Here is a 22,817-nt window from a genome sequence, read left to right on the forward strand (position 1 = left end):
GACCCTCCGCATTTTTGATGAGATTGACGATCGATTCACTCGCGGCTTGACCCACTCCGTCGTAGCCAATCGGGATATGCACATAGCGTAATCCCGCTCGTTTGGCGGCCGCCACGTCCGGCCGAGCCCCGTCGACGCTGACCACAGTGCGAACACCCAATTTGGCGATCTCGGCGAAGGCTGACTCATCGTCGGGTTGTGCCCCCGAGTAAATCCGTTCGGTCAATTGGAATAGGTTGTGAAGATGTGATTGCGAATTTTCCGAGCGAGACTGGACCAGCAGAGGTGGTGGCGAGCTGCGACGCGCTGTTTTGGTCGATGCCGCCGTTTCCTCGCCCCGCACACTGCCACTGCGAAACATGCAGCACAGGGAAATGCACAAGAAAGCGGCGGAGAGCAGCGTTGCTGTTATTTTCATCGGATTCGACAGTGGTAGGAAGTCGTCGCGGTGGCAAACAAGTTCATGCATCATAACCACTATGGCGATACACACGTATCACCCATAGATCACAACCGTAGCGAAACTCGCCAACGATTTTCGTCCACCTGCGTCATCCCAACTCAGTGCTCAGTTGCTGCATGGTTTCACGTTGTCACTTTTCGACGAACTGGCGTGCTTGGGCTGCCTTTTTCTTTGCTGCATCAGGATGGTTTGCCATCTTTAACACCGTAGCGACCAATTGTTGACGGCGGGATTCGTCATCGAGATCATCATGCCCGCTGAAACGCCCATTGTGGTCGCAGCGGAATGGGCAAGGAAGTGACGACGGTTGAGGATCATTGGGGGATTGGGAGGGCATCCAAACAAGGCATGGATGTGGCGTATAGGCGAACGGTGAGCCCTCCATTCTGGACGGTGCCACAGCTTCGTTCCACAATCGGAACCTTACCCCCAGCCGGTTTCTTCCCCTTTTTTCACTCGAGCGAGATGCAGCGATGGTGATTCGCCGCTCTTTGCGTTCACCTCGAATCAGGTCATCGCGAGTTAGGCAACGGCTTTTAGCGCCGCGATCACATCCTCGGGTTCCGCTCGAGTGCGGTAGTCGACATTGACATACCGCCAAGCCACGATGCCCTCACGCGAGAGCACGAAAGTGGCGGGTATCGGCAAAACGCTGCCGTTGCCGTTGTTGATGGTCGTCAAGTCGAGACCACGATCGTTTCGCATATGCTCGAGAATTAACGCGGGGACTTCCCATGCCACTCCATACGTCGCAGCAACGGATGCGTCTTGGTCCGATAGCACTGTGAATTCAAGTGCGTCACGTTCGGTTTGTGTCAGCGAGTCATCGGGCATTTGGGGGCTGATTGCAACCATCTGCGCCCCGAGGCCACGGATCTCAGACATCCGAGCTTGCATCGCCCGCAATTGCAGGTTGCAGTAGGGACACCAGCTTCCTCGGTAAAACATCACCACCACAGGGCCATCGGCCAACAAATCGGCAAGTGCGACCGTTTCACCCTGCGAATTCGGCAAGGCAAATTCGGGTGCCGGTTGTCCCACTGCGATCGCCTTGCCTCCTTCTTGAAACTCAAGAGCTTTTGCGAGAAGTTCGTCGATCGATTGAGCAAACTCTGGCTTGGCTTGACGTGTTTTCGCAAACTGTGCGTCGGTTTGTTCCTTCAGACTGGTCATCTTGGTTCTTCTGCGGGTGTGTGTTATCGGCAGCGAGTCACTCGCCCCATAAAGCCGAATGCTCAAACGTGAACTGCGTCCGCCATCCCCTATGAACCACGTGCCGATTCAATAATTCGCAAAACGACGACAAAGGAAATCGGTTCCGCCCACGGTTTCCATGGTGCGCTGGCCACGGTTGCCATGGTGCGCTGGTCACGATTCCCACGTTCAGCCGGGGCGATCACGCAAGCGGCTGATAGGGTTTCCCCCAATCGATTCTGGCCACCTGCTTAGTCGTGGATGTCGTTGTCATCCCGCCTGAATCCAAGCAGAAATCCAAGCATCAGCGGCGAAGCAAATGCTACGCCTGAAAATGCAGCGGCTCGTTTTAGCGGTAGCGAATGGAGCGGCTGGCGTGGCGGTGTCGCGGCAGCCAATAGCTGCACTGTTTCGACTCGTCTACTCTCCGAGCGAATCGCTGCGAGCCTCGATCTCAGCTTGCCCAGCACATCTGTGGCGATTTCGAGTTCGTCTTTGGCAAATAGCAACTGTGCACTGGAATCTTCTAATCGCTCTAGTTGCGATCGTTCCTCGTCATACTTTTTATTAAGGACTTCGAGTTCGATTGCCAGAAGGGCTCGCTTTCGTTTCATTTTCTTTGCCGAGTTCGCAAGTTCAGCGTCGAGTTGGGATTGATCCTGGTCCGATTGCGATTCTGCAATAGGCTCGTCGAGTGCGGCTTGTGCATCGAGTACCGCAATCCGTGTTTGCACATCCGAGATCTGGGTACGGAGCTGTGAAAGAAACAGTAGGTTAGATTCGGCTACGCCGGCAGTTGCCGGATTGCTCATCGCAAAACCTGACAAATCTTTGCTTAGCTTATGGACCATCATCTGCCTTCGTTCAACCTCATGCTCCCAACGCTGAATCTCGGGTTCAAGCTTGCGTTCCATATTGATAGTGTGTTGATGATCAAAGACGTTTCGCTGCCTCAGGTAAGAATCAACGACTGCATTGCACACCATCGCTGCAGCTTCGGGATCCGTATCCTCGTAGCACACCTTCATTCGCGACTTTGTTCCAGCCTCAGTGACCGATAAGTTTTTAAGGAGATTTATCTCGGTATAGTTTGGGTTCGAAAGACTGGGCGCCGTTCGCAGTTTCGGATTAGCGAGAACAGGTTCGAGCACCATAGGGCTAAACAAGATGTCCTTTTCTGATTTAGCCAAGTCTTGAATCGTTGGTGCTACGCCAAGACGAGGAAATGTTTGGTTGTTGGCCTCCAATAAGGATGTCCCAGCATAATGAGGCTCAAACAATCGCAGCGTCGCAAAGGCCACGATGCTTGCTAACACGATGCCCGCTGGCACGGACCACCGAAGGCAACGGCGAAGCGATCGCAAAGGGTTCCAAGGGGTGGGACGCGATGGTGCTGTTATTCGTTTTTTTGAATCAATTGTCTCGGACATTAGCAAACCTGGTCCCAAAAGGATGTGAGTAGGATTTTCGTTCTACGGAGAGCAACTCTTTGTTCCGCTGGCCAATACGGCGAACCAAAATCAAATCAGGACACATCGCGACCATTTAATTTCTTTGAAAGAAAACGCCGTCATCTCTGAATTGCCAGTTGCTGACCCCCCAGATGGTAGTCGGTCGTTCTGCAGGATGCTACAGGGTTTAGCGGAGGAACGCTTTTCGCCTCATTTCAAAGCCCGGCCATGCCGGCTTCGTCAACGATTTCAGAAAGCTCTACGATCCAACGCGATAAAGCATTTTGAGGCGGCAAATTGCGGCATTCCCACCTTCGTTCTACTGTTGAACCTGCTTGAGAAACGTGCCAATCGTTGGCGCAGGACCGATTGTGCGAATACGCGAAATGCGTCCAAAAGCTCTGAGACAACCAGCTTTGATTCCGATGATTTACCGAAAAAGCGAGGGGCTCAATCTAAAAGAACGGCTAAGCGTGTTTCTGTTCGGCAATCACCGGTGACGAACGTGCTTTGGCCAGCAATTTGATCAGTCGCTTGCACTCGGCTTCGGTCATTCCTTCGCAGACGCTTTGGTGGAGCGCCGCAACGGGTTTGTCCATTTTTGTCAGCAGTTTGCTACCGCTGGCCGTCAGCGAGATAAACCAGACTCGCCGATCTTGAGTACACCGTTTACGTGCGATCAGTTTCTTTTTCTGAAGTTTGTCGAGCAGATTCGTAATCGCAGGCGTGATGGCAATCAAGCGAGCGGCGACTTCGAGTGAAGGCAGCGGTTTACCGGCGGCGCGAAGGATCCGCAGCACGTTGTATTGCGGTTCGGTCAGATCGTATTCTCGAAACAGTCGACCAAAATGATACTGGAACTGATCATCGGTCCGCCGCAAATCGACCACAACCGTTTCTTGGATGGTGCCCAATTCACGCCATTTTTCGGGTGAACGTTTCTGACCCTCGCTCGCCAACACTTCCGCCTATGAAAAGAGACTCGCCTGCGTACAAAATTAGTTTAGCGCTAATCTAATGAGAGGACAAGTAGGTGGCGTACGCTGATGCGTCAATACACCGCGTTCATTCGAGGTTCTCTATTAGAACCACCATGCGATTGTAGCGCTGTTGGAACCGATTCGTCGTTAGTTGCAAGCGGCCGGCGTTAAGCGAATCAAGCACCAGTAGGCGTGCGACTGCGAAGTTTCCGCCGCACCCATTTTTCCAGCCCGACGATCATGTACGTCGCCAATCCGGTCAATAGGATTCGCCACCACGCATCCCAGCCAATGGGGGCGCTGTGGAAAATGTGATTCATGATTGGCACGTAGGTAAACGCGATCTGCAGTATCAACATTGCGGCAGCGCCAAATCCAATCCAGCGGTTGGTGAAGACACCAAGTTCGAACATCGATTTTGTTAGCGAACGACAATTGAACAAGTAGAAGACCTCGACCATCACAAACACGTTCACTGAAATCGTTCGAGCGACGATCTCGCTATAACCTTGTCCGATCGCCCATTCGAACGATCCAAAGGCGCCTATCAACATGACCAACGCGACGAGGATGATTCGTCCAATCAATTCCCCGGTCAAAATGGGAGCCTGCGGGTCTCGCGGAACGCGTGTCATGATGTCGGCTTCTTTGGGCTCAAACGCCAGCATCAGTCCTAATAAGACCGCGGTGGTCATGTTGATCCATAGGATTTGAACCGGCAGAATCGGTAATGCCACGCCCACAAAAATGGCCGCCAATATGACGAGCCCCTCACCCATATTTGTGGGCAGCGTCCAAACGATGAATTTGGTTAGATTGTCGAACACGCCGCGGCCTTCTTCGACCGCAGCTTTGATCGAGGCAAAATTGTCGTCGGTCAGCACCATGTCGGCAGCTTCTTTGGCGACTTCGGTCCCAGCGATCCCCATGGCAACGCCGATATCGGCTTGTTTCAGTGCCGGTGCATCGTTGACGCCATCACCGGTCATGGCAACGATATGGCCTTTGGCTTGCAATGCGCGAACGAGTCGCAGTTTCAATTCCGGCGTCGCTCGCGCGAACACGGCCACCTGATCCGCAATGTCGATCAGTTGTTGGTCGCTTGACTCGGCGAGATCCTGCGCGGTCTTGACGATGGGGGCCTCTTCACTGCTCTTCTGCATCCCATCGAGCCCGAGTTGTTCTGCAATCGCCTGCGCCGTTTTGGCGTGATCCCCAGTGATCATTTTGACACGGATGCCTGCGGTTTGGCACGCTTTGATTGCCGCCACTGCTTCGTCCCGTGGCGGATCGATCATGCCTTGCAGTCCATAGAAAACAAGATCGCCGACATCCGCGTGGCTGATATCGCTGGTTTCCGCGGGCAGTGATTTGCCTGCAAACGCCAAAACTCGAAGTCCCTCTGCTGCCATCGCTTCGACTTGACGCTGTACCATCGCGACGTCCAAAGGACAGTTTTCTCCCGATGGCGTCATTGCCGATTGGCACTTCGAAAGCAGGACTTCCACGGCCCCTTTGACGTACAGATGTCGCGAGTCATCCGATTTATTGCTGTGCAAGGTTGCCATGTATTGATGCTGTGATTCAAACGGAATGCTGTCCAAACGAGGCAACTGCGTCTCGAGTTGCTTTCCGTCCAATCCCGCCTTGCCCGCCACGGCGATCAACGCACCCTCAGTCGGATCGCCTTGAACGGCCCACTTCGATTCGGTCAACACCAATTGCGAGTCGTTGCACATCAATCCGGCTTGCAAACAATGACGCACCGCGTGGCTGGCCGATACGTCGGTTAGGGCTAATGCCTCGGTTTGATCATCCCCGCGGACTTCGATTTTGCCGTTGGGTTCGTAGCCGCTTCCCGACGTCGTCAACCGCTGTCCCGCCGCCCAAATCTCCAGCACGGTCATCTGGTTCACGGTCAACGTGCCTGTTTTGTCCGAACAAACCACGGTCGTGCTGCCGAGCGTTTCGACCGCGGGCAATTTGCGAATGATCGCGCGGCGGCGAGCCATACGTGAGACACCGATCGCCAGCGTGATGGTGACGGCGGCCGGTAAGCCTTCGGGAATTGCACCTACCGCCAGCGCCACGGCCGCCATGAACATCTCGAACTTCGCTTGCCCCCGCCACACGCCGACAGCGAAGGTGACTGCGGCTAACACCAAGATTACAACCAGCAGCACGCGGCTAAATTTGGCGATTTTTCGCGTCAGCGGCGTCTCCAGCACATCCGCCAGCGAAATGAGTTCCGAAATACGTCCGACTTCCGTCTTGCCAGCAGTCGCTACCACCACCCCGCGGCCTTGGCCGTACGTCACCAGTGTCGAGGCGTAAGCCATGTTGCGTCGTTCGGCCAGCGGCGTTTCCGAAGCTAAGTCAATCGCCTTCTTTTGAACCGGCACCGACTCGCCCGTCAACGCAGACTCATCGATTTGTAAGTCACGCGATCGCAATAATCGCAAATCTGCAGGTACCTTTTCTCCGGACTGTAACAGCACCACGTCACCGGGGACCAATTCGGTTGACGCAATGCTTTGCGTTTCTCCCGATCGAACCACGCGTGCTTCGGTCAACGTCGTCTTGGCCAGCGCCTCGAGTGCTTTAGCGGCCTTGGATTCTTGCAAATAACCAATGATCGCGTTAACCAGGACGACGCCGAAGATGACCGACGCATCGACCCACTCGTCCAAAAGCGCCGTGATCACCGCCGCCGTCAAAAGGATGTATAGCAGCGGTTGGTGAAACTGCATCAGAAAGCGGATCAGCGGACCAGGGCCGCTGCGCGCGGGAAGCGAGTTCGCGCCGTAGTGCTGTTGCCGTGCTTCGATTTCGAACCGATCCAGTCCGCGATCTGCGTTGCTTTCTAGCAATCGAACGGCATCCTCCGCCGTCGTTTGGTGCCACAATCGTTCATTCAGCGTTTCCATACGTCCTTCCTGCGAATTGTCGGACAGCGATGGGGCGTTTTCATGTTCCAGGTTCAGTGACCGCGTAGGGCTTCACCTGATTCTACAGTCCTACACAAAGACCAGCGGTGAGACAGCATCAAACATTGTGGGCAATTGTAAAAACGCGAATCAAGTTTCTGCTTTTGGCTGACATGGATCCAAGAGTGAAATCGAAATGAAGAAACAAGGAATGGGCAAATTTCTGATCATTTCGGGAGCGGGGCTGAGGTGATCAGGAATGATGCAAAGCATGAATCAACTCGTCACTGGATTTGTTAACCTGACGGTAGACCATGGCGGTGGCAATCTTTCCGCAAGGCTATGCGGAAGCACTGAAGGGTGGTTGCGAATCGCACGAGTGAGACAACATGTCTCGCTATCCGTTTCCGAAACCATGCTGCTGTTCCGGTGATCGATTGACCACATGATGCCAACGCTTGATAAACGTTTCCCCATGCTCGGATTCGAGCCGCTGTCGTTCGGCATGGACCTTTTCAAGCACTTTCGGCCACCATACGGTGTCGAGGTATTCCAGGCGACGCTTCTTTTCATCCGCTGAAATACCCTCTTCATTCGGGTCCATGTCGGCGTGATCAAACTGCATTTGTCGCCAGCAATCGCCTTTGGCGGGGACATAGCCGACCGAGTCCTGGGGGAACTTTTCGCCAAAATGCTCTAAATCGGATTTGTGAAACATCTCATTTTCTCTCTTTCGTAGCCGCAGCGATCGTGTGGTGAATGAGGAATCGCTAACTCTATTGTACGTCGCAGGCGTGACAGGCAACAAATCGGAAGTTCCCCATTGCGTTTTTCATCACGTTTACTCCCAGCTTTCTGTTGATCCCCCAGGTACTAATTCTGGTCAGCAACCACCGTAAGGCTACGGGATTCCGAAACTCACGCAGCGACTTGTTTGTGGCTTGTCAACACGATGGAAACGCTGTGCCGCATAAAGGGCTGCAAAGTGTGTAGACTAAGGGGCTGGGCGAATCGGTGATCGTGGTGGAGGGGGCTAACGATCATCGCCATTGGTTCGTTCGCCCTGCCTTCCCCGACGCATTGGTTTGCCTCCCTCCCACACCAGCACCCGGTTGCACCATGGTTCCATTTTTCAGTGACGTTGAACGTTGTGACCTTGAAATCCGTGGCATTGATTACCGCGACATTCAGTATCATGACGATCAGTGCACTGTGATCTTGGACGAGCATTACGGCGTGCAGAACGACGGCCTCGTTGTGATGGTTTTGGAAATGGTGAAACGGTTTGCTCGCGTTATTGGTTGGCTTGCCATCGCAGGGACGGTTTCGCTTTTTCCAGCGATGGCGGATGCCGGTGAAGGCGTGGATTTTGTGACCCAGGTGATGCCGATTTTTCAGCAGCACTGCGTCCGCTGTCATTCGCCCGGGATCAATAAAGGTGACGTTTCGCTGGCGACGATCGATGATCTGCTGGATAACGATTACATCATTCCTGGCGAGTCGGACGCGAGTCCGTTGATCGATTTGATCGTGGCTGGCGAGGGTGATTCGCCCGCAATGCCTCAACAAAGCGAACCGCTATCCGACAGCGATGTTCAAACGATACGCGATTGGATTGACGATGGAGCGAAGTGGCCCGAGGACGCTGTGATCCATGAAAAATCCCAGGCGGACGAAACGTGGTGGTCGCTGCAACCGATCCGCAAACACGTTTCGTCGAAGAACAGCATTGACGAATTCGTTCGCGAGAAACTTGCCGAGCATGGTCTTCGCTTGAGTCCGATCGCTGATCGTCGGACGCTGATTCGTCGTCTCACTTTCAATCTGCATGGATTGCCGCCGTCGCCCGAAGCGGTCGAAGCGTTTGTCAGCGATTCGGACCCACAGGCATATTCGAAACTCGTGGATCGGTTGCTCGATTCACCTCACTATGGCGAGCGATATGCACGACATTGGCTGGACATCGCTCATTACGCGGATACTCATGGCTTCGAGCGTGACAAGCGGCGCGACAATGCGTGGCGGTATCGTGATTACGTCATCGCGGCGCTGAACGATGACAAACCGTACGATCGCTTTTTGCAAGAACAAATCTGCGGCGATGTGTTGCGGCCAAACGATCCGCAAGCGGTAATTGCGACCGGTTTTTTGGCGTCCGGACCGTGGGATTTTGTGGGGCACGCGGAAACGAAAAGCGAGCAGCTGCGTCGCGCGGCTCGGGCACTCGATCTGGACGACATGGTGACCCAGGTGCTGACCGCGACGATGGCGATGACCGTCAACTGCGCCCGCTGCCACGATCACAAACTGGACCCCATTTCACAGCAAGAGTATTACCAGCTGCAGGCTGTTTTTGCCGGAGTCCAACGAGAGGACCGGATCGTTAGCGAACGGCAACTCGAAACTTACGAAAACGACAAAGCCGCGTTGACCCGCCGGCTCGGCGAGATCGATGCCGAAATCGGGGAACTCGATGGATCGGGCATCGACTTGGCGGATCTCGTTGGTGGCGGCAATGGCCATGGCACGGGAACATACCGTGACGGCATCGATGTCCGAACCGGAGCGATCGACCGGCGCGATCTCGGTTCGCTCGGCCCCGTGGTGACGAACCAGTTCACGCCGTCCGAATTGCCGTACGTCGATGGGGTGTTCATTCCCGATGGACGCGATGGCGATGAGTCGATCGTGGTCAGTTCAACCGGGATCACCGTGTCGGGGCTACCCAGTACTTCGAGTGCCGCTTGGGACTTGATTCGCAATGGCCCGGTCGCGAGTCAGCATTCGACTGAGCTTGGCGGGATCGATTTTACGAAACAAGGACACTCCGTCCTGGGAATCCACGCCAATGCGGGGATCACGTTTGATTTGGATGCGATTCGCAAAGGGAACGGCGATCATGAATTTCGGTTTACGGCCAAGCTTGGCTATTTCGGTGCATCGGGCAGCTTTCGGGCTGACGCTTGGGTATTCGTCGATGGTCGCCCGGTCGCCGAGTTTCGAGGAATCCGGCGCGACGATGGCTTGAAAAACATTGATGCCGTATTGCCTCGGCAAGCAAGGTTTTTGACGTTGGTATCCACCGATGGTGGTAACGGTTACGGGCACGACCAAGTCGGTTTTGGTGATGCGAGGTTGATCGCCACCGAATCCAATTCTCTCAGCATCAGTGACCAACAGCGTATCGAAGAACTTCGTAGCGAACGTGTCTCGGTATCCAAACGGTTGGCGGCGCTGCCGCCACCAGCGAAGTTCTACGGCATTTCGGCGTCCAAGGAGATGCCCCAAGTTCATGTTTTGACACGAGGCGATCCGGAATCGCCCCGTGGGGAACCCCTTGCCCCAGCTGCACTCGGATGTTTGACCATGCTGCAGCCCAACCTGGCATCGTCTGATTCCGATGCCGGGCAGCGGCGTGTCGCACTGGCAAACTGGATCACTCATCCCGACAATCCGTTAACGCCCCGCGTGATTGTCAATCGCTTGTGGCAATGGCATTTTGGTCAAGGCATCGTTGACACGGCGAGTGACTTTGGCTTTGGTGGCGGACAACCCTCACATCCCGAGTTGCTCGATTGGTTGGCAACCGAGTTATCCAAGCGGAATGGATCTCTCAAGGCAATGCATCGGCTGATTCTAAACAGTCAGACCTACAAGCAACAATCGAAGGATTCCGGCGACATGGATGGTGCGAAATTGGATGCGGAGAATCGGCTTTTGTGGCATCAGAATCCGCGTCGCATCGAAGCCGAGGCCATTCGTGATGCGGTTCTGTGTGTCAGTGGCAAATTGAATTTCGAACGTGGCGGTCCTGGGTTCGAAGATTTTGAGTATCGAGAAGCGTACGCTCCGATCTACACCCACAAGACCGCCGATCGACCCGAGCTTTGGCGACGTAGTATCTATCGCTTTATCGTTCGCACCACACCCAACCGTTTTTTGAGCACACTGGATTGTCCCGATCCGGCGAACATGACACCCAAACGAAGCACGACGACCACGCCGCTGCAATCGCTCGCACTTTTGAACAATGATTTTATGCTCAGACAGGCTCGCTATTTTGCCGAGCGAATTCAGAAGCAGGTCGGTGATGATCCGCGGCGGCAAGTTGAGCGCGGCTTTGAACTGGCATTTGCCAGAAAACCTTCGGCACAGGAAGCCGAATTGGCAAAACAATTTGTCAGGGATCAGACGCTCTTCTCGCTATGTCGAATGCTACTGAATGCGAATGAATTTGTTTATGTGGATTGAGCGATCCTGCAATCTTACCGAAATCGATAGCCAACGAGCCTTGCCATGGACCAAGACATTCGCCCGACCCACGCCGATAATGCGAATTGGGGGACACCACCCTCGTCACGCCGCGCGTTCTTGAAAAACGCCGCAGGAGGTTTGGGGGGCCTTGCGTTGACCGCGATGCTGGCGGACGAAACCGGTGCGGCAATGCATCATGCGCCCAAGGCGCGGCGTGTGATCCAGATCTTTTGTCCCGGCGGAATGAGTCACCTTGATACGTTTGACCACAAGCCTGAGCTGGTAAAGCGAGCAGGCCAACCGTTTGACCCTGACGGCAAGTTACAGTTCTTTGCTTCGAAGCCAGGGAATTGCCAGCCGAGTCATTGGAGATTTCGTCAACATGGCGAATCGGGGATGTGGGTCAGCGATTTGTTGCCCAAATTGGCGACGTGCGTCGATGACATTGCCTTCATTCATTCAATGCAAAGCAAAACGGCGCTACATGGCCCGGCCTGCTTTATGATGAATACGGGGTTCACGCTTCCCGGTTTTCCAAGCATGGGATCATGGGTGACCTATGGACTTGGCAGCGAAGCCGAGGATCTGCCTGCCTTTGTCGTGTTGCCCGATCCGCGAGGTTTGCCGCCTGGTGGAATTATCAATTGGGGAGCCGGCTTCTTGCCTGCCGTTCATCAGGCGACGACGCTGGACACATCGAATCCGAAACAACCGATCGCAGATTTGTTTCCGCCGTCGGAGTTTGCGGCGCGGGACGTGTCTTCGCAGCGAGCTGGTTTGGACTTTTTGCAAAAGCTGAATCGACTGCATCGCGAGACTCGCGGCGGCAACAGCGAATTGGACGCGCGGATCAAAGCCTACGAGATGGCCGCACGATTGCAGCTGAGTGCACCTGAAGTGACCGACATTCAATCCGAGAGCGAATCGACGAGGCGTTTGTATGAGCTTGATCATCCCGATCACGGTCCGTTTGGTCGGCAATGTCTACTCGCCCGCTGCTTGACGCAGCGGGGAGTGCGGTTTGTCCAAATCTATTGCGGCGCCGAAAACACGACGGCCAAGAAAATTCGGCCCAATTGGGACAGCCACGAAGACGTCGTCCGCGACCATGGTTATTGGGGAGCCGTGCTGGACGCCGGCGCTGCGGCGCTACTGAAGGATTTGAAGTCACACGGGATGCTCGACGATACGCTGGTGATCTGTACCACCGAGTTTGGACGGCAACCGGGCGCGCAAGGCAAAGATGGAAAAGGCCGTGACCATAACGCGGGTGCCTTCACCGCTTGGCTCGCCGGCGGCGGAATCCGCGGCGGCGTTTCCTATGGTGCGACCGATGAACTCGGCTCCAAAGCAATACAGTCGCCGACGTATTGTTACGACCTGCATGCCACGGCGCTGCATCTGCTGGGGATCGATCATGAACGGTTGACCTACTATCAAAACGGCATCGATCGCCGGCTAACCGACGTGCACGGACACGTAATTCAAGAAATATTGGCGTAACGTTTCACTGTAGAGATCTTCTGTCGTCGCTTGCGGCTCTGGGGATCGTGGATTCTGTTCGTCCTCGGGCTGAAGTCGCATGAAGTGTTCTCTACGATGGTCTCACGCAAATTCGGTCCGAGGCTCATTCGAAAAAGCTACCGATTGTGCCGATTCGGCATGTTCCTTCGTCCTTGATCGGCCAACAAGATGCTGACTCGAAAGTACCGCCAGGATTTTGAAGTTCCCCGGTCGGGCGAAGTCCGAGTTACCAGATCGTCAAGGACTGCTGCGGACGATAAACTAAGCAGCGAGGCAGGAGTTTTTCCGTCTATTAGCCGCTTTGACGCTACCGGCTTGTTGATTTAGTGAGCCGCTCGCGCGTGAGCGGCCGGGTCCCACGCATTACCCGCTGCCTTACGAGAACGTCCGGCTTAGGGTGACTCTAACAACTCGCATTCGTTCTTTTTTTAAGGCCGGAGGCCGGTACAATTCATGCCGGTGGTGTTAACCACCGGTTTGGAATGCAGCAAATCCAAGGCCGGAGGCCGACACATTTACTCAGTCGTTGTGTCGGCCTCCGGCCTTTGCAGCTCATTCGCTACATCCCGTGGCCTTACGGCCACGGCAGAGGATGTATCGGCCTCTGGCCTAAGCCGGACGTTCCCTTACGGCCCACGGCTCAGCAATGCGATTTGTATTTCGTTTGATCAACTCGCCACACCACTTCGATCCAACACCCGCGAACAGCGACAAGACCATGATTGAAATCGGCAGCACGTATGAATTAGAAGTGGTCAAGGACACTGAATTCGGGTTCTATTTGGATGCCGACAATCTCGGCGAGATCTTGCTTCCTGCAAAGCATGCTCCGGACAACTTGAATGTTGGCGATACGGTCGTAGTCTTTCTGTACCTGGACTCGGAAGATCGCCCCATCGCGACGACTCAAACGCCGAAAGCAGAGGTGGGTGAATTCGCGTACCTGGAAGTCAAAGACAATACTTCGATCGGCGCGTTCTTGGATTGGGGATTGGACAAAGACGTATTGGTCCCGTTTGCGGAACAGCATCGGCCGATGGCCGTGGGTAAGTCCTACATCGTCTATTTGTATCTCGATAACCAAGACCGGATCGCGGCGACGTCAAAGATTGATAAAGTCGTACGGGAAGATGACGAACACGATTTTCATCCGCAACAGTCGGTCGATTTAATTATCGCAAACAGTACCGAATTGGGCTTTAAAGCAATCGTGGATCAAAGCTATTGGGGGTTGCTGTACAAAGGCGAAGTGGATCAACGACTCAGTTTTGGACAGAGCATTCGAGGCTATATCAAACATATTCGCGGAGACGGCAAAATTGACTTGAGCCTGAAAAGCGGTCAGGAAATCCGCGATAGCTACAGTCAGGTGATTCAAGGTTACTTGCGTGATCACAACGGGTTTGCGCCCGTGCATGACAAGTCTGCTCCCGCTGAAATTTCCGAACTGTTTGGGATGAGCAAAGGACAATTCAAGAAAACGATCGGTGCGCTGTATAAACAGAGACTCATTACGATTGAAAAGGACGGGATACGATTGGTTTGATCCGCTTGTGTAACGGTGGGTAAAGGGGCGTGGCAAACGCACAACCATCGGATCAAGTTAAACCGACCGATTCCGGCTGGTTTGTTTACTCACTATCGGGATCGGCAAACGCGTGCATCAGGATCGCGGTGGCGACGGCGACGTTCAGACTGTCGGTTCCTAGCTGCATTGGAATCGTGACTCGGTCCGATGCGAATTGTTGAATCGGTAATTCGACTCCACTAGCCTCATTACCGATCATCAACAGTATCGGTGTGTCGTCGACGCGAAAGTCTCTCAGTCGTGTAGCAGGTGGTTGCAGCGTCGACGCAATTGTGCGAATGGCGGTGGCTGCCGTCAATCGCTGTAAGTCCGCCAGCGGATCGTCCAAGCGAAACAAATGATGCTTGAACACCGCGGCCATGCTGACCCGAATCACCCGTCGGTGGAACGGATCGATCGTTTTTCGATCGACGAAGATGTGGTCGACGCCAAGGGCGGCAGCACTGCGAAAAATACTGCCGACATTCTCGGGTTCCGAAACACCCAATAGTGCGATGCTGAGTTTCGGGATCTTAGGAAGTGTGATGAAATCGTCGAGGGTCGGAATCACCGAGCGAACGCCGCACGCCAAGACGCCGCGGTGGAACTCGAACCCGATCAACTGCGAAATGGCGTCATCCGAAAGCGTATAGATCGGCACATCCGCGGGGACAATTTCTGCGTATTCCTCACTGCGGTGCTGCTGCACCAAAATCGACTCGATTTTGTAGTCGCTTTCGATTAGACGGCGGACCACCCAATTGCCTTCAACAACAAAGTGGCTGCCGTCCTTTGATAACTCACGATGACGCAAGTCGCGATAAACGGCAATCCGAGGATCGTCGATTCCGGTCGCCTGGATCACTCGGGATTGGTTCATCGATGAGGGGAAATTTGGGGGCGATGCTTGGGATGCGAGAATGCAGACAAATGATGGACGACAGGTGACCGATGGCAGGCTGGAAGCCAATTCCAAATTGCTGGAAGCCTAGTCCACATCTTTTGCTTTGGGGTAGGAACCTAGCACATCGATTCGCTTGGCTTGTTTGGCCAGGGTTGCGATTGCATCGGCTACCGATTCATCGTCGCGGTGGCCCGTCAACTCGACAAAGAACAAGTACTCGTTGCGAGTTTCCGGACAAGGAAACGATTCGATCCAAGTCATGTTTAGCTGGTTTGTTTTGAAGATCATCATCACATCGGCAAGCGATCCGGGGTGATGGTTGATTTGAAACAGCAGCGATGTTTTGTCGTCACCGGTGCGTTGCGGTCGGTCTTTACCGAGCACGGCAAAGCGGGTGACGTTGTTAGGGTTGTCTTCGATGCTGGCACCGAGTACTTCCAAGTCGTATTGCCGTCCGGCTTCAAGACTGGCGACGGCAGCGACACCCGGCTGCTCTGCGGCCAATTGAGCGGCGGCGGTTGTGCTGGTGGTTTGCACCAATCGAGCGCCCGGGAAGTGAGTCGCCAGGTAGCCTCGGCACTGCGACAAGGCTTGCGGTTTGCTGTGGATCTCAGTGATCGTTTCTCGCGGCGACGCGGACAGCAGATTGTGATGGATCGGTAGCACGACCTCGCCACAAATTTGCATTTGCAATCGAACGAACATGCCGAGCGTATCGACGATCCCGCCATCGGTACTGTTTTCGATCGGGACCACTCCGGTCGCCAGATCGCCCCGCTTGACCGCTTCAAAAACAGCGGGGATCGAATTCAGCGGGGCAAAGTCGGCACCTTGGCCAAAGTACTTCAGCGACGCCAAGTGGCTGTAGCTGTATTCGGGGCCGAGATAGGCGACACGGATCGGTTGGACTGCGGCACGGCAAACACTGGCAATGTGACGCAGAATATCGCGTTTGGATTGAGCGGGGATCGCGTGTGAGGAATCGGCTCCTGTTGAGTTTACCTCGGTCGAATCTGCCTGGGTCGAATCTGCCTGGGCCGTATCGCCGATGGTGGCGATCAGCCGATCGATTTGATGACTCGACGCCGCCACCGGTCCGGTGTGGGACGCCTGATCGCCGGGCTCAGCCGCTTTCGCACCCTGGATCACCAACGCAGCACGCTGGTCCACCAGCCTCAGGATTTCGCGGTCAATCGTTTCGATCTTATCTTGGTTCGAATTTGGCATGGGGTGTGAGGGTTTCGCAGGAGGAGCGTGGCAACGCTTGAAAGCAAATCGAATACTGTCATTTTGACACCGCCCCGAAAACTGGATCGAGTCGATCGGGACGCGTCTGCCAGAAATTACTCGGTCCGAGTCAATGTCGTCGACGGGAAAAACGAGTTTAGCGAGAAAAACCGGGCTTTTCTTGGCTGCCAGAAAAAAAACTAGGGTGTCAGGAGCTAGTTCGGCACAGGCTTTGCCAATCTACCGTTCGTCTCGCCTCAAGCTGACGAATCGACAACCAGTCCAGTGGGGCAATGACCCAACCTATCCAATTGAAACTTGTCACCTAAACCTAACCGGTTGACGCGGCAAACGAACGAATCGAGAGACAGGAGAATTTAGTAATGGCTCAAGGCGAAAAGATTATCGGAATCGACCTCGGAACCACGAACAGCGTGGTTGCGGTCATGGAAGGCAGCGAACCGAAGGTCATTCCGAACCCTGAAGGAAACCGCTTGACCCCCAGTGTTGTCGCGTTTACGGACAAAGAAGACACCATTGTGGGCGAACCTGCACGTCGCCAAGCGGTGACCAACCCTAAACGCACCGTGTATTCGGCCAAACGTTTCATGGGCCGCCGTCACAACGAAGTGGAATCCGAAGAAAAGATGGTTCCCTACGGCGTGACCGGTGCCGCATCGGAATACGTCAAAATCAAAGTCGGTGACAAAGAATACACGCCACAAGAAATCTCGGCCAAAGTCCTTCGCAAACTCAAAGAGTCGGCGGAGTCGTATCTTGGCCACAAGGTCAACAAGGCCGTGATCACCGTTCCGGCCTACTTTAACGACGCACAACGTCAAGCCACCAAAGACGCCGGCCAGATCGCAGGCTTGGAAGTGGCTCGGATTATCAACGAGCCAACTGCCGCTGCGTTGGCCTATGGATTGGATAAGAAGAAAGACGAAAAGATCATCGTCTTTGACCTTGGCGGTGGTACGTTTGACGTATCGGTTCTCGAAGTTGCCGACAGCGGTGACGAAGAGCAAGAGAGCCGCGTCTTTCAAGTGGTCAGTACCTCCGGGAACACCCACCTCGGTGGTGACGACTTTGACGAAGTGTTGATCAATCACGTCGCCGAGCAGTTCAAGAAGGACAACGCGATCGATTTGCGTAACGATCCAATGGCACTGCAGCGGTTGCAAGAAGCGTGCGAAAAGGCCAAGAAAGAGCTCAGTACGCTGCCGGAAACCGACATCAATTTGCCGTTTATCACGATGGATCAGTCCGGTCCTAAGCACTTGACGATGAAGATCACTCGCAGCAAGTTCGAAGAGCTGATCGATCCATTGGTCGAGCAGTGTAAGAAGCCTGTGCTGCAAGCACTCGAAGACGCAGGCATGAAGCCTGGTGACATCGACGAAATCGTTTTGGTCGGCGGTAGCACCCGTGTGCCTAAGGTTCGTCAAATTGTCAAAGAGATCTTCGGCAAAGAGCCTCATCAAGGCGTGAACCCGGATGAAGTGGTTGCCGTTGGTGCTGCGATCCAAGGTAGCGTTTTGGCGGGCGAACGAACCGACGTTTTGCTGTTGGACGTAAACCCATTGACGCTCGGTATCGAAACCGAAGGTGGCGTGATGACCGCGCTTGTCGAGCGTAACACCACGATCCCTGTGGAAAAGAAAAACGTCTTCAGTACCGCGGCGGACAATCAAACCGCGGTTACCGTTCGCGTGTTCCAAGGCGAACGCAAGATGGCGGCAAGCAACCGCTTGCTCGGCGAGTTCAATCTCGAAGGGATCCCACCACAACCGCGTGGTGTTCCTCAGATCGAAGTCAAATTCGACATTGACCAAAACGGTATCCTTGCGGTTTCCGCCAAAGAGCTGAAGACCGGCAAAGAAGCTTCGGTACAAATCAAAGAAGCAGGCGCGCTCGGCGAAGACGAGATCGAGCAAATGCGGAAGGATGCCGAAACCAATGCCGAAGAAGACAAGCGTCAATTCGAATTGGTCGAAGCGAAGAACAAGGCTCACCAACAGGTTTATCAGCTTGAAAAACTGATGACCGAGAACAAGGACAAGCTGAGTGATTCGGATACCGAACCGATGAACAAGGCGATCGAAAAGGTCAAAACGGCTGCCGAAGGTTCGGACACGGCTGCGATCAAGCAGGCGACCGAAGAATTGGATGCCGCTTCGCAAGCGTTCAGCAAAGTGTTGTATGAAAAGACCGAAGCTGCGGGACCTGCGGCCGGCGGCGGTGACGCCGGTGCTGCGGCTGCATCCGGAGCCGCGGCTGCGTCTAGCGAAGATGACGACGCAATCGATGCCGATTTCGAAGTCAAAGACTAATTGAGTTCGCTGAGTTTGACTCAGCGAATGAATGATAAGATTAGCGGGTGAATCCTTTCGCAGGGCTCACCCGCTATGTCAGCCAAAACAAAGCCAGCCGATGATTTTGTTCGGGCGGTGGCGGCATGGCATCTACTTTCGTAACCGCGCGGCGAGCGTCGCCCGGTTACAGCGAGTCAGCAGCGAGTAATACGATCCAACCCGACCGTGCGGCCCTCGTGCCGCATCGCTTTTAAAACACACCCGCTTGGCAAAGTAGCTCTGGCATTGAGCCTCGACGCTCGACGAAATCAGCTACGGCAGTGATGAACCACTCGTTGCTTAGCACGCTTTCATTCCGGGGGGATGCGTGTTGGGATCTTCCCCCGACCACAACCTGCGATCCACGCTGGATCAAGATGTGGTGCTGCTTTCTCAGTAGAGGAGTTTTCTGTCATGGCGTTTCGATTTGATAAGCTCACCACGAAGGCCCAATCGCTTGTAGCAGAGGCTCAGGCGCAAGCCGCGTCCTCTGGGAATCCCGAGATCTTGCCGCTACATCTGCTGGCGGCCATGCTCGACGAGAGTGATGGCATCACGCGACCGATGCTGAAAAAGATGAATGCAGACGCGGGTAAGCTAAAGGATCTGGTCGAAAGTGAACTTAGCAAAGTGCCTTCGGTTTCCGGTGGCCGGCAACCTGGGATTTCTCCCACGCTGCAACGAACATTCGATGCCGCGGCCGATGTAGCGGCTCAACTCAAAGATGAATACGTCAGCACCGAACATCTGTTGCTAGGGATCTCGAAAGTCGAGAGCAAAGCGAACAACCTGTTGAAGCTGATGGGCGTTGATGATGCCGACGTGCTCAAAGCAATGAGCGAAGTGCGCGGATCGGCACGTGTAACCGATCAAAACGCCGAAGACACATACCAGGCTTTGGAAAAGTACGGTATCGATCTAACGCAATTGGCGGCCAAAGGGACGCTTGATCCCGTGATCGGACGTGACAACGAAATTCGCCGTGTCATTCAAGTTTTGTCGCGGCGAACCAAGAACAACCCTGTCCTGATCGGCCAACCTGGGGTTGGTAAAACCGCGATTGCTGAGGGTTTGGCGCTGCGGATCTTCGAAGGCGATGTTCCACAAAGTCTGAAAGACAAACGTGTCATTTCGCTCGACATGGGAGCGATCGTGGCTGGAGCCAAATTTCGAGGTGACTTCGAAGAACGGCTCAAAGCGGTGCTTCGCGAGGTCAAAGATGCCAACGGCCAAGTGATTCTGTTTATTGATGAATTGCATCTGGTCGTCGGTGCGGGAAAAGCCGAAGGATCGCCCGACGCAGCGAATCTGCTTAAACCCGAACTCGCCCGCGGTGTGCTTCGATGCATCGGAGCGACGACGCTTGACGAGTATCGGCAGAACATTGAAAAGGATGCGGCTCTGGAGCGTCGTTTCCAACCGGTCTACGTTGGCGAACCCACGGTCGACGACACGATCGCAATTTTGCGAGGGCTGAAATCTCGTTACGAATCGCACCATGGCGTCCGTATCACCGACAGCGCGCTCGTGGCCGCTGCAAATCTTTCAAATCGCTACATCGCGGACCGTTTTTTGCCGGACAAAGCAATCGACTTGGTCGACGAAGCGGCCAGTCGCTTGGCGATGGAAAAAGAAAGTGTGCCCGAGCCTATCGATCGACTGCAACGACGTTTGCGACAGCTTGAACTTGCCCATCGGCAACTCGTCGATGAAACCGAAGAGTCCGCAGTGGAAAAACGCGAAGAGGTGGAAAGCGAGATGGAATCGCTGAACCATGAATTGGCGAGTCTGCGTGAACAGTGGGATGCGGAAAAAATGGGGCTTGATGACGTCCAATCGGTTCGTCAGGAAGCCGAGCGGCTCGAGCATCGATTCACGACGCTTGATTCGGAAGCCAAACAAAAGCAATTGCGGGGGGAAAGCCCCGAGGACGTGTATCGAGAGATGCTCGAAGTCCGCGCCCGTTTGACCGAATTGCAGTCCAAACTCGATGACGCCGAACAACGCGATGCGGCTCCGAAAGAGGACGTCGAGAGCCACGAGGATAAGCGTCGACTGCTGCGTCATGATGTGACCGAGGATGAGATTGCCGAAGTGGTTAGCGCATGGACCGGAGTCCCGCTGAGCCGGATGCTCGAAACCGAGCGTGCTAAATTGTTGGTCATGGAAGAACGGCTTCATCAACGTGTGATCGGTCAGGACGAAGCGGTGAAATCGGTGTCCGATGCGGTGCGACGTAGTCGTAGTGGATTGCAGGATCCGAATCGTCCGATCGGTTCATTCCTGTTCCTTGGCCCCACCGGTGTGGGCAAAACCGAATTGTGCAAAGCACTCGCCGAAGTGATGTTCGATGACGAACAAGCGATGGTGCGGATCGATATGAGCGAGTTTATGGAGCGGCACAGCGTCGCTCGTTTGATCGGTGCTCCTCCGGGATACGTTGGTTACGAAGAAGGAGGCAAGTTGACCGAAGCGGTTCGGCGACGTCCCTACGGTGTCGTTTTGCTTGACGAAATGGAGAAGGCTCACCCCGATGTGTTCAACATCCTGTTGCAAGTGCTTGACGATGGTCGATTGACGGATGGTCACGGACGCACGGTGGACTTTTCGAACTCGGTCATTGTGATGACTAGCAACGCGGGCAGCCAAGTGATTCAAAAGGTCACCGAGCAGGGATGCGACGAGCAAGAGATGCAGGAAGCGGTCCAGGAATCGCTGCGAGCACGCTTTTTGCCTGAATTCTTAAATCGTATCGATGACATCGTTATCTTCAAACCACTTGATCGAAAAGAGATTCGCCAGATTGTCAAGTTGCAATTGCGGGCACTCGGCCATCGGCTCGAGCAAAATGGTTTGCGATTGGATGTGACGGAGGATGCGATCGATGAAATCGCATCCACGGGATATGATCCTGTGTACGGGGCGCGGCCGCTGAAGCGTGTGATTCAGAACGAAGTTCAGAATCGATTGGCCAGTGCACTGTTGAAGAGTTCGTATCCCGAAGGCACCACGGTGCGCGTCGATTTCCAAGACGACGAGTACGTGTTCTCGGGAAGCTAGGCTCTGACTGAAAACGGCACACAGTGGCCTTTCGCTCCGCGAAAGTGGTGAGAAACAGCCGCTCTCGCGAAGCGAGAGACCGCTTTTCAGATAGAGGCCGCCGCCTGAAGAGCAGTGCATCAACGGGCAGGAGATCTGAGAACGAGCCCACTGCAAATTTTCACTGGCATGGACCGCGTCGAGCGGCCCATGCCGTCTATGGTGATTGTTTGGGGGCGAACCGCATTCGATGCCTCCGCTCTTTTCCGCATAATACGACCAGCAGCTTTAACCCGCGTGGTTCGTACAAACCCTAGTGATTCGCTAATACTTGAACTCGTTCGCGGCGAAACGGCGAATCGTCTGCGACACCCTTTGGGTTCTGAGCTATCCCTTCATCAGCGTCTCTCACTCTGCTGATGATAGTCAATGAATTCTCATTCAAAGCGTGCTGGTTTGTGTCGATCGCGATCTCACCGAGGTCTAGCGATGGTCGATGTGATTCTGTTGTTAACCCTCGCCTTGGTGGTGGGCGCGGTTGGCTTTGCGGTGCATACACGATTCGTCGAGCGATCTCGAGTCGCCAATGCATTCGACTATCTCGAGGATATTCATTTTTCGCAGCGTCTTCATTTTGTGCAAACGGGCCAATACGCGACCCAGCTTGCCGATCTTGATCTATCGATTCCTTCGCCTGCCTATTTTGCGGTGGGCAAGATCAAACTGTCGAAAGTCGACGGCGGGTTTTCAGGCTGGGAATTGCAGCTGAATCGCGTTGGCGCGGCGCCATTGTTTGGCTCCTACGCGATCACCTTTAACGGAGATGGGTTTGACGCCACTCAATCGTCGGTTGCTGCGTCGATCTTGCCTCATGATGCGGAACATGTGCGAATCAATCGCGTGTCGACGTTTGCCGTTCTGCGTTAAATCTTT

14 protein-coding genes and 1 pseudogene are annotated in these 22,817 nt (G+C 54.4%); 6 read left to right on the plus strand and 9 right to left on the minus strand.

The window, feature by feature from the left end; all coding sequences use genetic code 11:
* The 7 genes and pseudogenes from RMSM_RS08830 to RMSM_RS08860 form a co-directional block, all read right to left on the minus strand.
* Positions 1 to 418: pseudogene (locus RMSM_RS08830) on the minus strand (hypothetical protein); the annotation flags it as partial.
* A gap of 175 nt (positions 419 to 593) precedes the next feature.
* Positions 594 to 800: a hypothetical protein gene (locus RMSM_RS08835; protein ID WP_008694356.1), complete on the minus strand. Its 207-nt coding sequence runs from the start codon at positions 798 to 800 to the stop codon at positions 594 to 596.
* Between the two features lie 185 nt (positions 801 to 985).
* A complete protein-coding gene (locus tag RMSM_RS08840; RefSeq protein WP_008694357.1) occupies positions 986 to 1,636 on the minus strand; it encodes a peroxiredoxin-like family protein in 651 nt (216 codons plus the stop codon).
* A 272-nt stretch (positions 1,637 to 1,908) separates the two neighbouring features.
* A complete protein-coding gene (locus tag RMSM_RS08845) occupies positions 1,909 to 2,685 on the minus strand; it encodes a GumC domain-containing protein (protein WP_160168263.1) in 777 nt (258 codons plus the stop codon).
* A gap of 890 nt (positions 2,686 to 3,575) precedes the next feature.
* Positions 3,576 to 4,070, minus strand: coding sequence for a MarR family winged helix-turn-helix transcriptional regulator (locus tag RMSM_RS08850; protein ID WP_008694364.1), 495 nt, complete (start codon positions 4,068 to 4,070; stop codon positions 3,576 to 3,578).
* A 194-nt stretch (positions 4,071 to 4,264) separates the two neighbouring features.
* Positions 4,265 to 7,015, minus strand: a complete 2,751-nt coding sequence (locus RMSM_RS42455; protein ID WP_008694365.1) for a cation-transporting P-type ATPase — start codon at positions 7,013 to 7,015, stop codon at positions 4,265 to 4,267.
* Positions 7,016 to 7,412: 397 nt separating this feature from the next.
* Entirely contained in the window at positions 7,413 to 7,733 is a 321-nt protein-coding gene (locus RMSM_RS08860) for a hypothetical protein (protein ID WP_008694369.1), read from the minus strand.
* A 401-nt stretch (positions 7,734 to 8,134) separates the two neighbouring features.
* On the opposite strand from RMSM_RS08860, the gene RMSM_RS36610 reads away from it, so the two are divergent.
* From RMSM_RS36610 to RMSM_RS08880, 3 genes are all read left to right on the plus strand, one after another.
* Positions 8,135 to 11,266 carry a DUF1553 domain-containing protein gene (locus tag RMSM_RS36610; protein WP_008694370.1) on the plus strand — a complete coding sequence of 1,044 codons (3,132 nt, stop codon included), beginning with the start codon at positions 8,135 to 8,137 and terminating at the stop codon, positions 11,264 to 11,266.
* A 45-nt stretch (positions 11,267 to 11,311) separates the two neighbouring features.
* Positions 11,312 to 12,772 carry a DUF1501 domain-containing protein gene (locus RMSM_RS08875; protein ID WP_008694372.1) on the plus strand — a complete coding sequence of 487 codons (1,461 nt, stop codon included), beginning with the start codon at positions 11,312 to 11,314 and terminating at the stop codon, positions 12,770 to 12,772.
* A 667-nt stretch (positions 12,773 to 13,439) separates the two neighbouring features.
* The gene (locus tag RMSM_RS08880; RefSeq protein WP_008694373.1) at positions 13,440 to 14,339 is read left to right on the plus strand and encodes a CvfB family protein; all 900 of its coding nucleotides are present in this window, start codon (positions 13,440 to 13,442) and stop codon (positions 14,337 to 14,339) included.
* 85 nt (positions 14,340 to 14,424) lie between these two features.
* Here RMSM_RS08880 and RMSM_RS08885 read toward each other — a convergent pair whose 3' ends face one another.
* Both RMSM_RS08885 and pheA read right to left on the minus strand, forming a co-directional pair.
* Positions 14,425 to 15,240 carry a TrmH family RNA methyltransferase gene (locus RMSM_RS08885; RefSeq protein WP_008694375.1) on the minus strand — a complete coding sequence of 272 codons (816 nt, stop codon included), beginning with the start codon at positions 15,238 to 15,240 and terminating at the stop codon, positions 14,425 to 14,427.
* A 108-nt stretch (positions 15,241 to 15,348) separates the two neighbouring features.
* Complete coding sequence (gene pheA / locus RMSM_RS08890) at positions 15,349 to 16,491, minus strand: prephenate dehydratase (protein WP_008694378.1); 1,143 nt, start codon at positions 16,489 to 16,491, stop codon at positions 15,349 to 15,351.
* Positions 16,492 to 16,874: 383 nt separating this feature from the next.
* Here pheA and dnaK point away from each other — a divergent pair, with 383 nt between their 5' ends.
* The 3 genes from dnaK (at position 16,875) to RMSM_RS08905 (ending at position 22,811) form a co-directional block, all read left to right on the plus strand.
* The gene (gene dnaK / locus RMSM_RS08895; RefSeq protein WP_008694382.1) at positions 16,875 to 18,824 is read left to right on the plus strand and encodes a molecular chaperone DnaK; all 1,950 of its coding nucleotides are present in this window, start codon (positions 16,875 to 16,877) and stop codon (positions 18,822 to 18,824) included.
* 435 nt (positions 18,825 to 19,259) lie between these two features.
* Positions 19,260 to 21,905: an ATP-dependent chaperone ClpB gene (gene clpB, locus RMSM_RS08900; protein WP_008694384.1), complete on the plus strand. Its 2,646-nt coding sequence runs from the start codon at positions 19,260 to 19,262 to the stop codon at positions 21,903 to 21,905.
* Between the two features lie 468 nt (positions 21,906 to 22,373).
* Positions 22,374 to 22,811: a hypothetical protein gene (locus tag RMSM_RS08905; protein WP_008694386.1), complete on the plus strand. Its 438-nt coding sequence runs from the start codon at positions 22,374 to 22,376 to the stop codon at positions 22,809 to 22,811.
* The last annotated feature ends 6 nt before the right edge of the window (positions 22,812 to 22,817 follow it).

Origin of the sequence: Rhodopirellula maiorica SM1, from assembly GCF_000346295.1 — a bacterium.
Lineage (GTDB): Bacteria > Planctomycetota > Planctomycetia > Pirellulales > Pirellulaceae > Novipirellula > Novipirellula maiorica.

Bases quoted from the DNA above. Each gene is read 5' to 3' on its own strand.
- RMSM_RS08835 (WP_008694356.1), bottom strand. From the start codon at position 800: ATGCCCTCCCAATCCCCCAATGATCCTCAACCGTCGTCACTTCCTTGC.
- RMSM_RS08840 (WP_008694357.1), bottom strand. From the start codon at position 1,636: ATGACCAGTCTGAAGGAACAAACCGACGCACAGTTTGCGAAAACACGT.
- RMSM_RS08845 (WP_160168263.1), bottom strand. From the start codon at position 2,685: ATGAAGGTGTGCTACGAGGATACGGATCCCGAAGCTGCAGCGATGGTG.
- RMSM_RS42455 (WP_008694365.1), bottom strand. From the start codon at position 7,015: ATGGAAACGCTGAATGAACGATTGTGGCACCAAACGACGGCGGAGGAT.
- RMSM_RS08860 (WP_008694369.1), bottom strand. From the start codon at position 7,733: ATGTTTCACAAATCCGATTTAGAGCATTTTGGCGAAAAGTTCCCCCAG.
- RMSM_RS36610 (WP_008694370.1), top strand. From the start codon at position 8,135: ATGGTTCCATTTTTCAGTGACGTTGAACGTTGTGACCTTGAAATCCGT.
- RMSM_RS08875 (WP_008694372.1), top strand. From the start codon at position 11,312: ATGGACCAAGACATTCGCCCGACCCACGCCGATAATGCGAATTGGGGG.
- RMSM_RS08880 (WP_008694373.1), top strand. From the start codon at position 13,440: ATGCGATTTGTATTTCGTTTGATCAACTCGCCACACCACTTCGATCCA.
- RMSM_RS08885 (WP_008694375.1), bottom strand. From the start codon at position 15,240: ATGAACCAATCCCGAGTGATCCAGGCGACCGGAATCGACGATCCTCGG.
- pheA (WP_008694378.1), bottom strand. From the start codon at position 16,491: ATGCCAAATTCGAACCAAGATAAGATCGAAACGATTGACCGCGAAATC.
- dnaK (WP_008694382.1), top strand. From the start codon at position 16,875: ATGGCTCAAGGCGAAAAGATTATCGGAATCGACCTCGGAACCACGAAC.
- clpB (WP_008694384.1), top strand. From the start codon at position 19,260: ATGGCGTTTCGATTTGATAAGCTCACCACGAAGGCCCAATCGCTTGTA.
- RMSM_RS08905 (WP_008694386.1), top strand. From the start codon at position 22,374: ATGGTCGATGTGATTCTGTTGTTAACCCTCGCCTTGGTGGTGGGCGCG.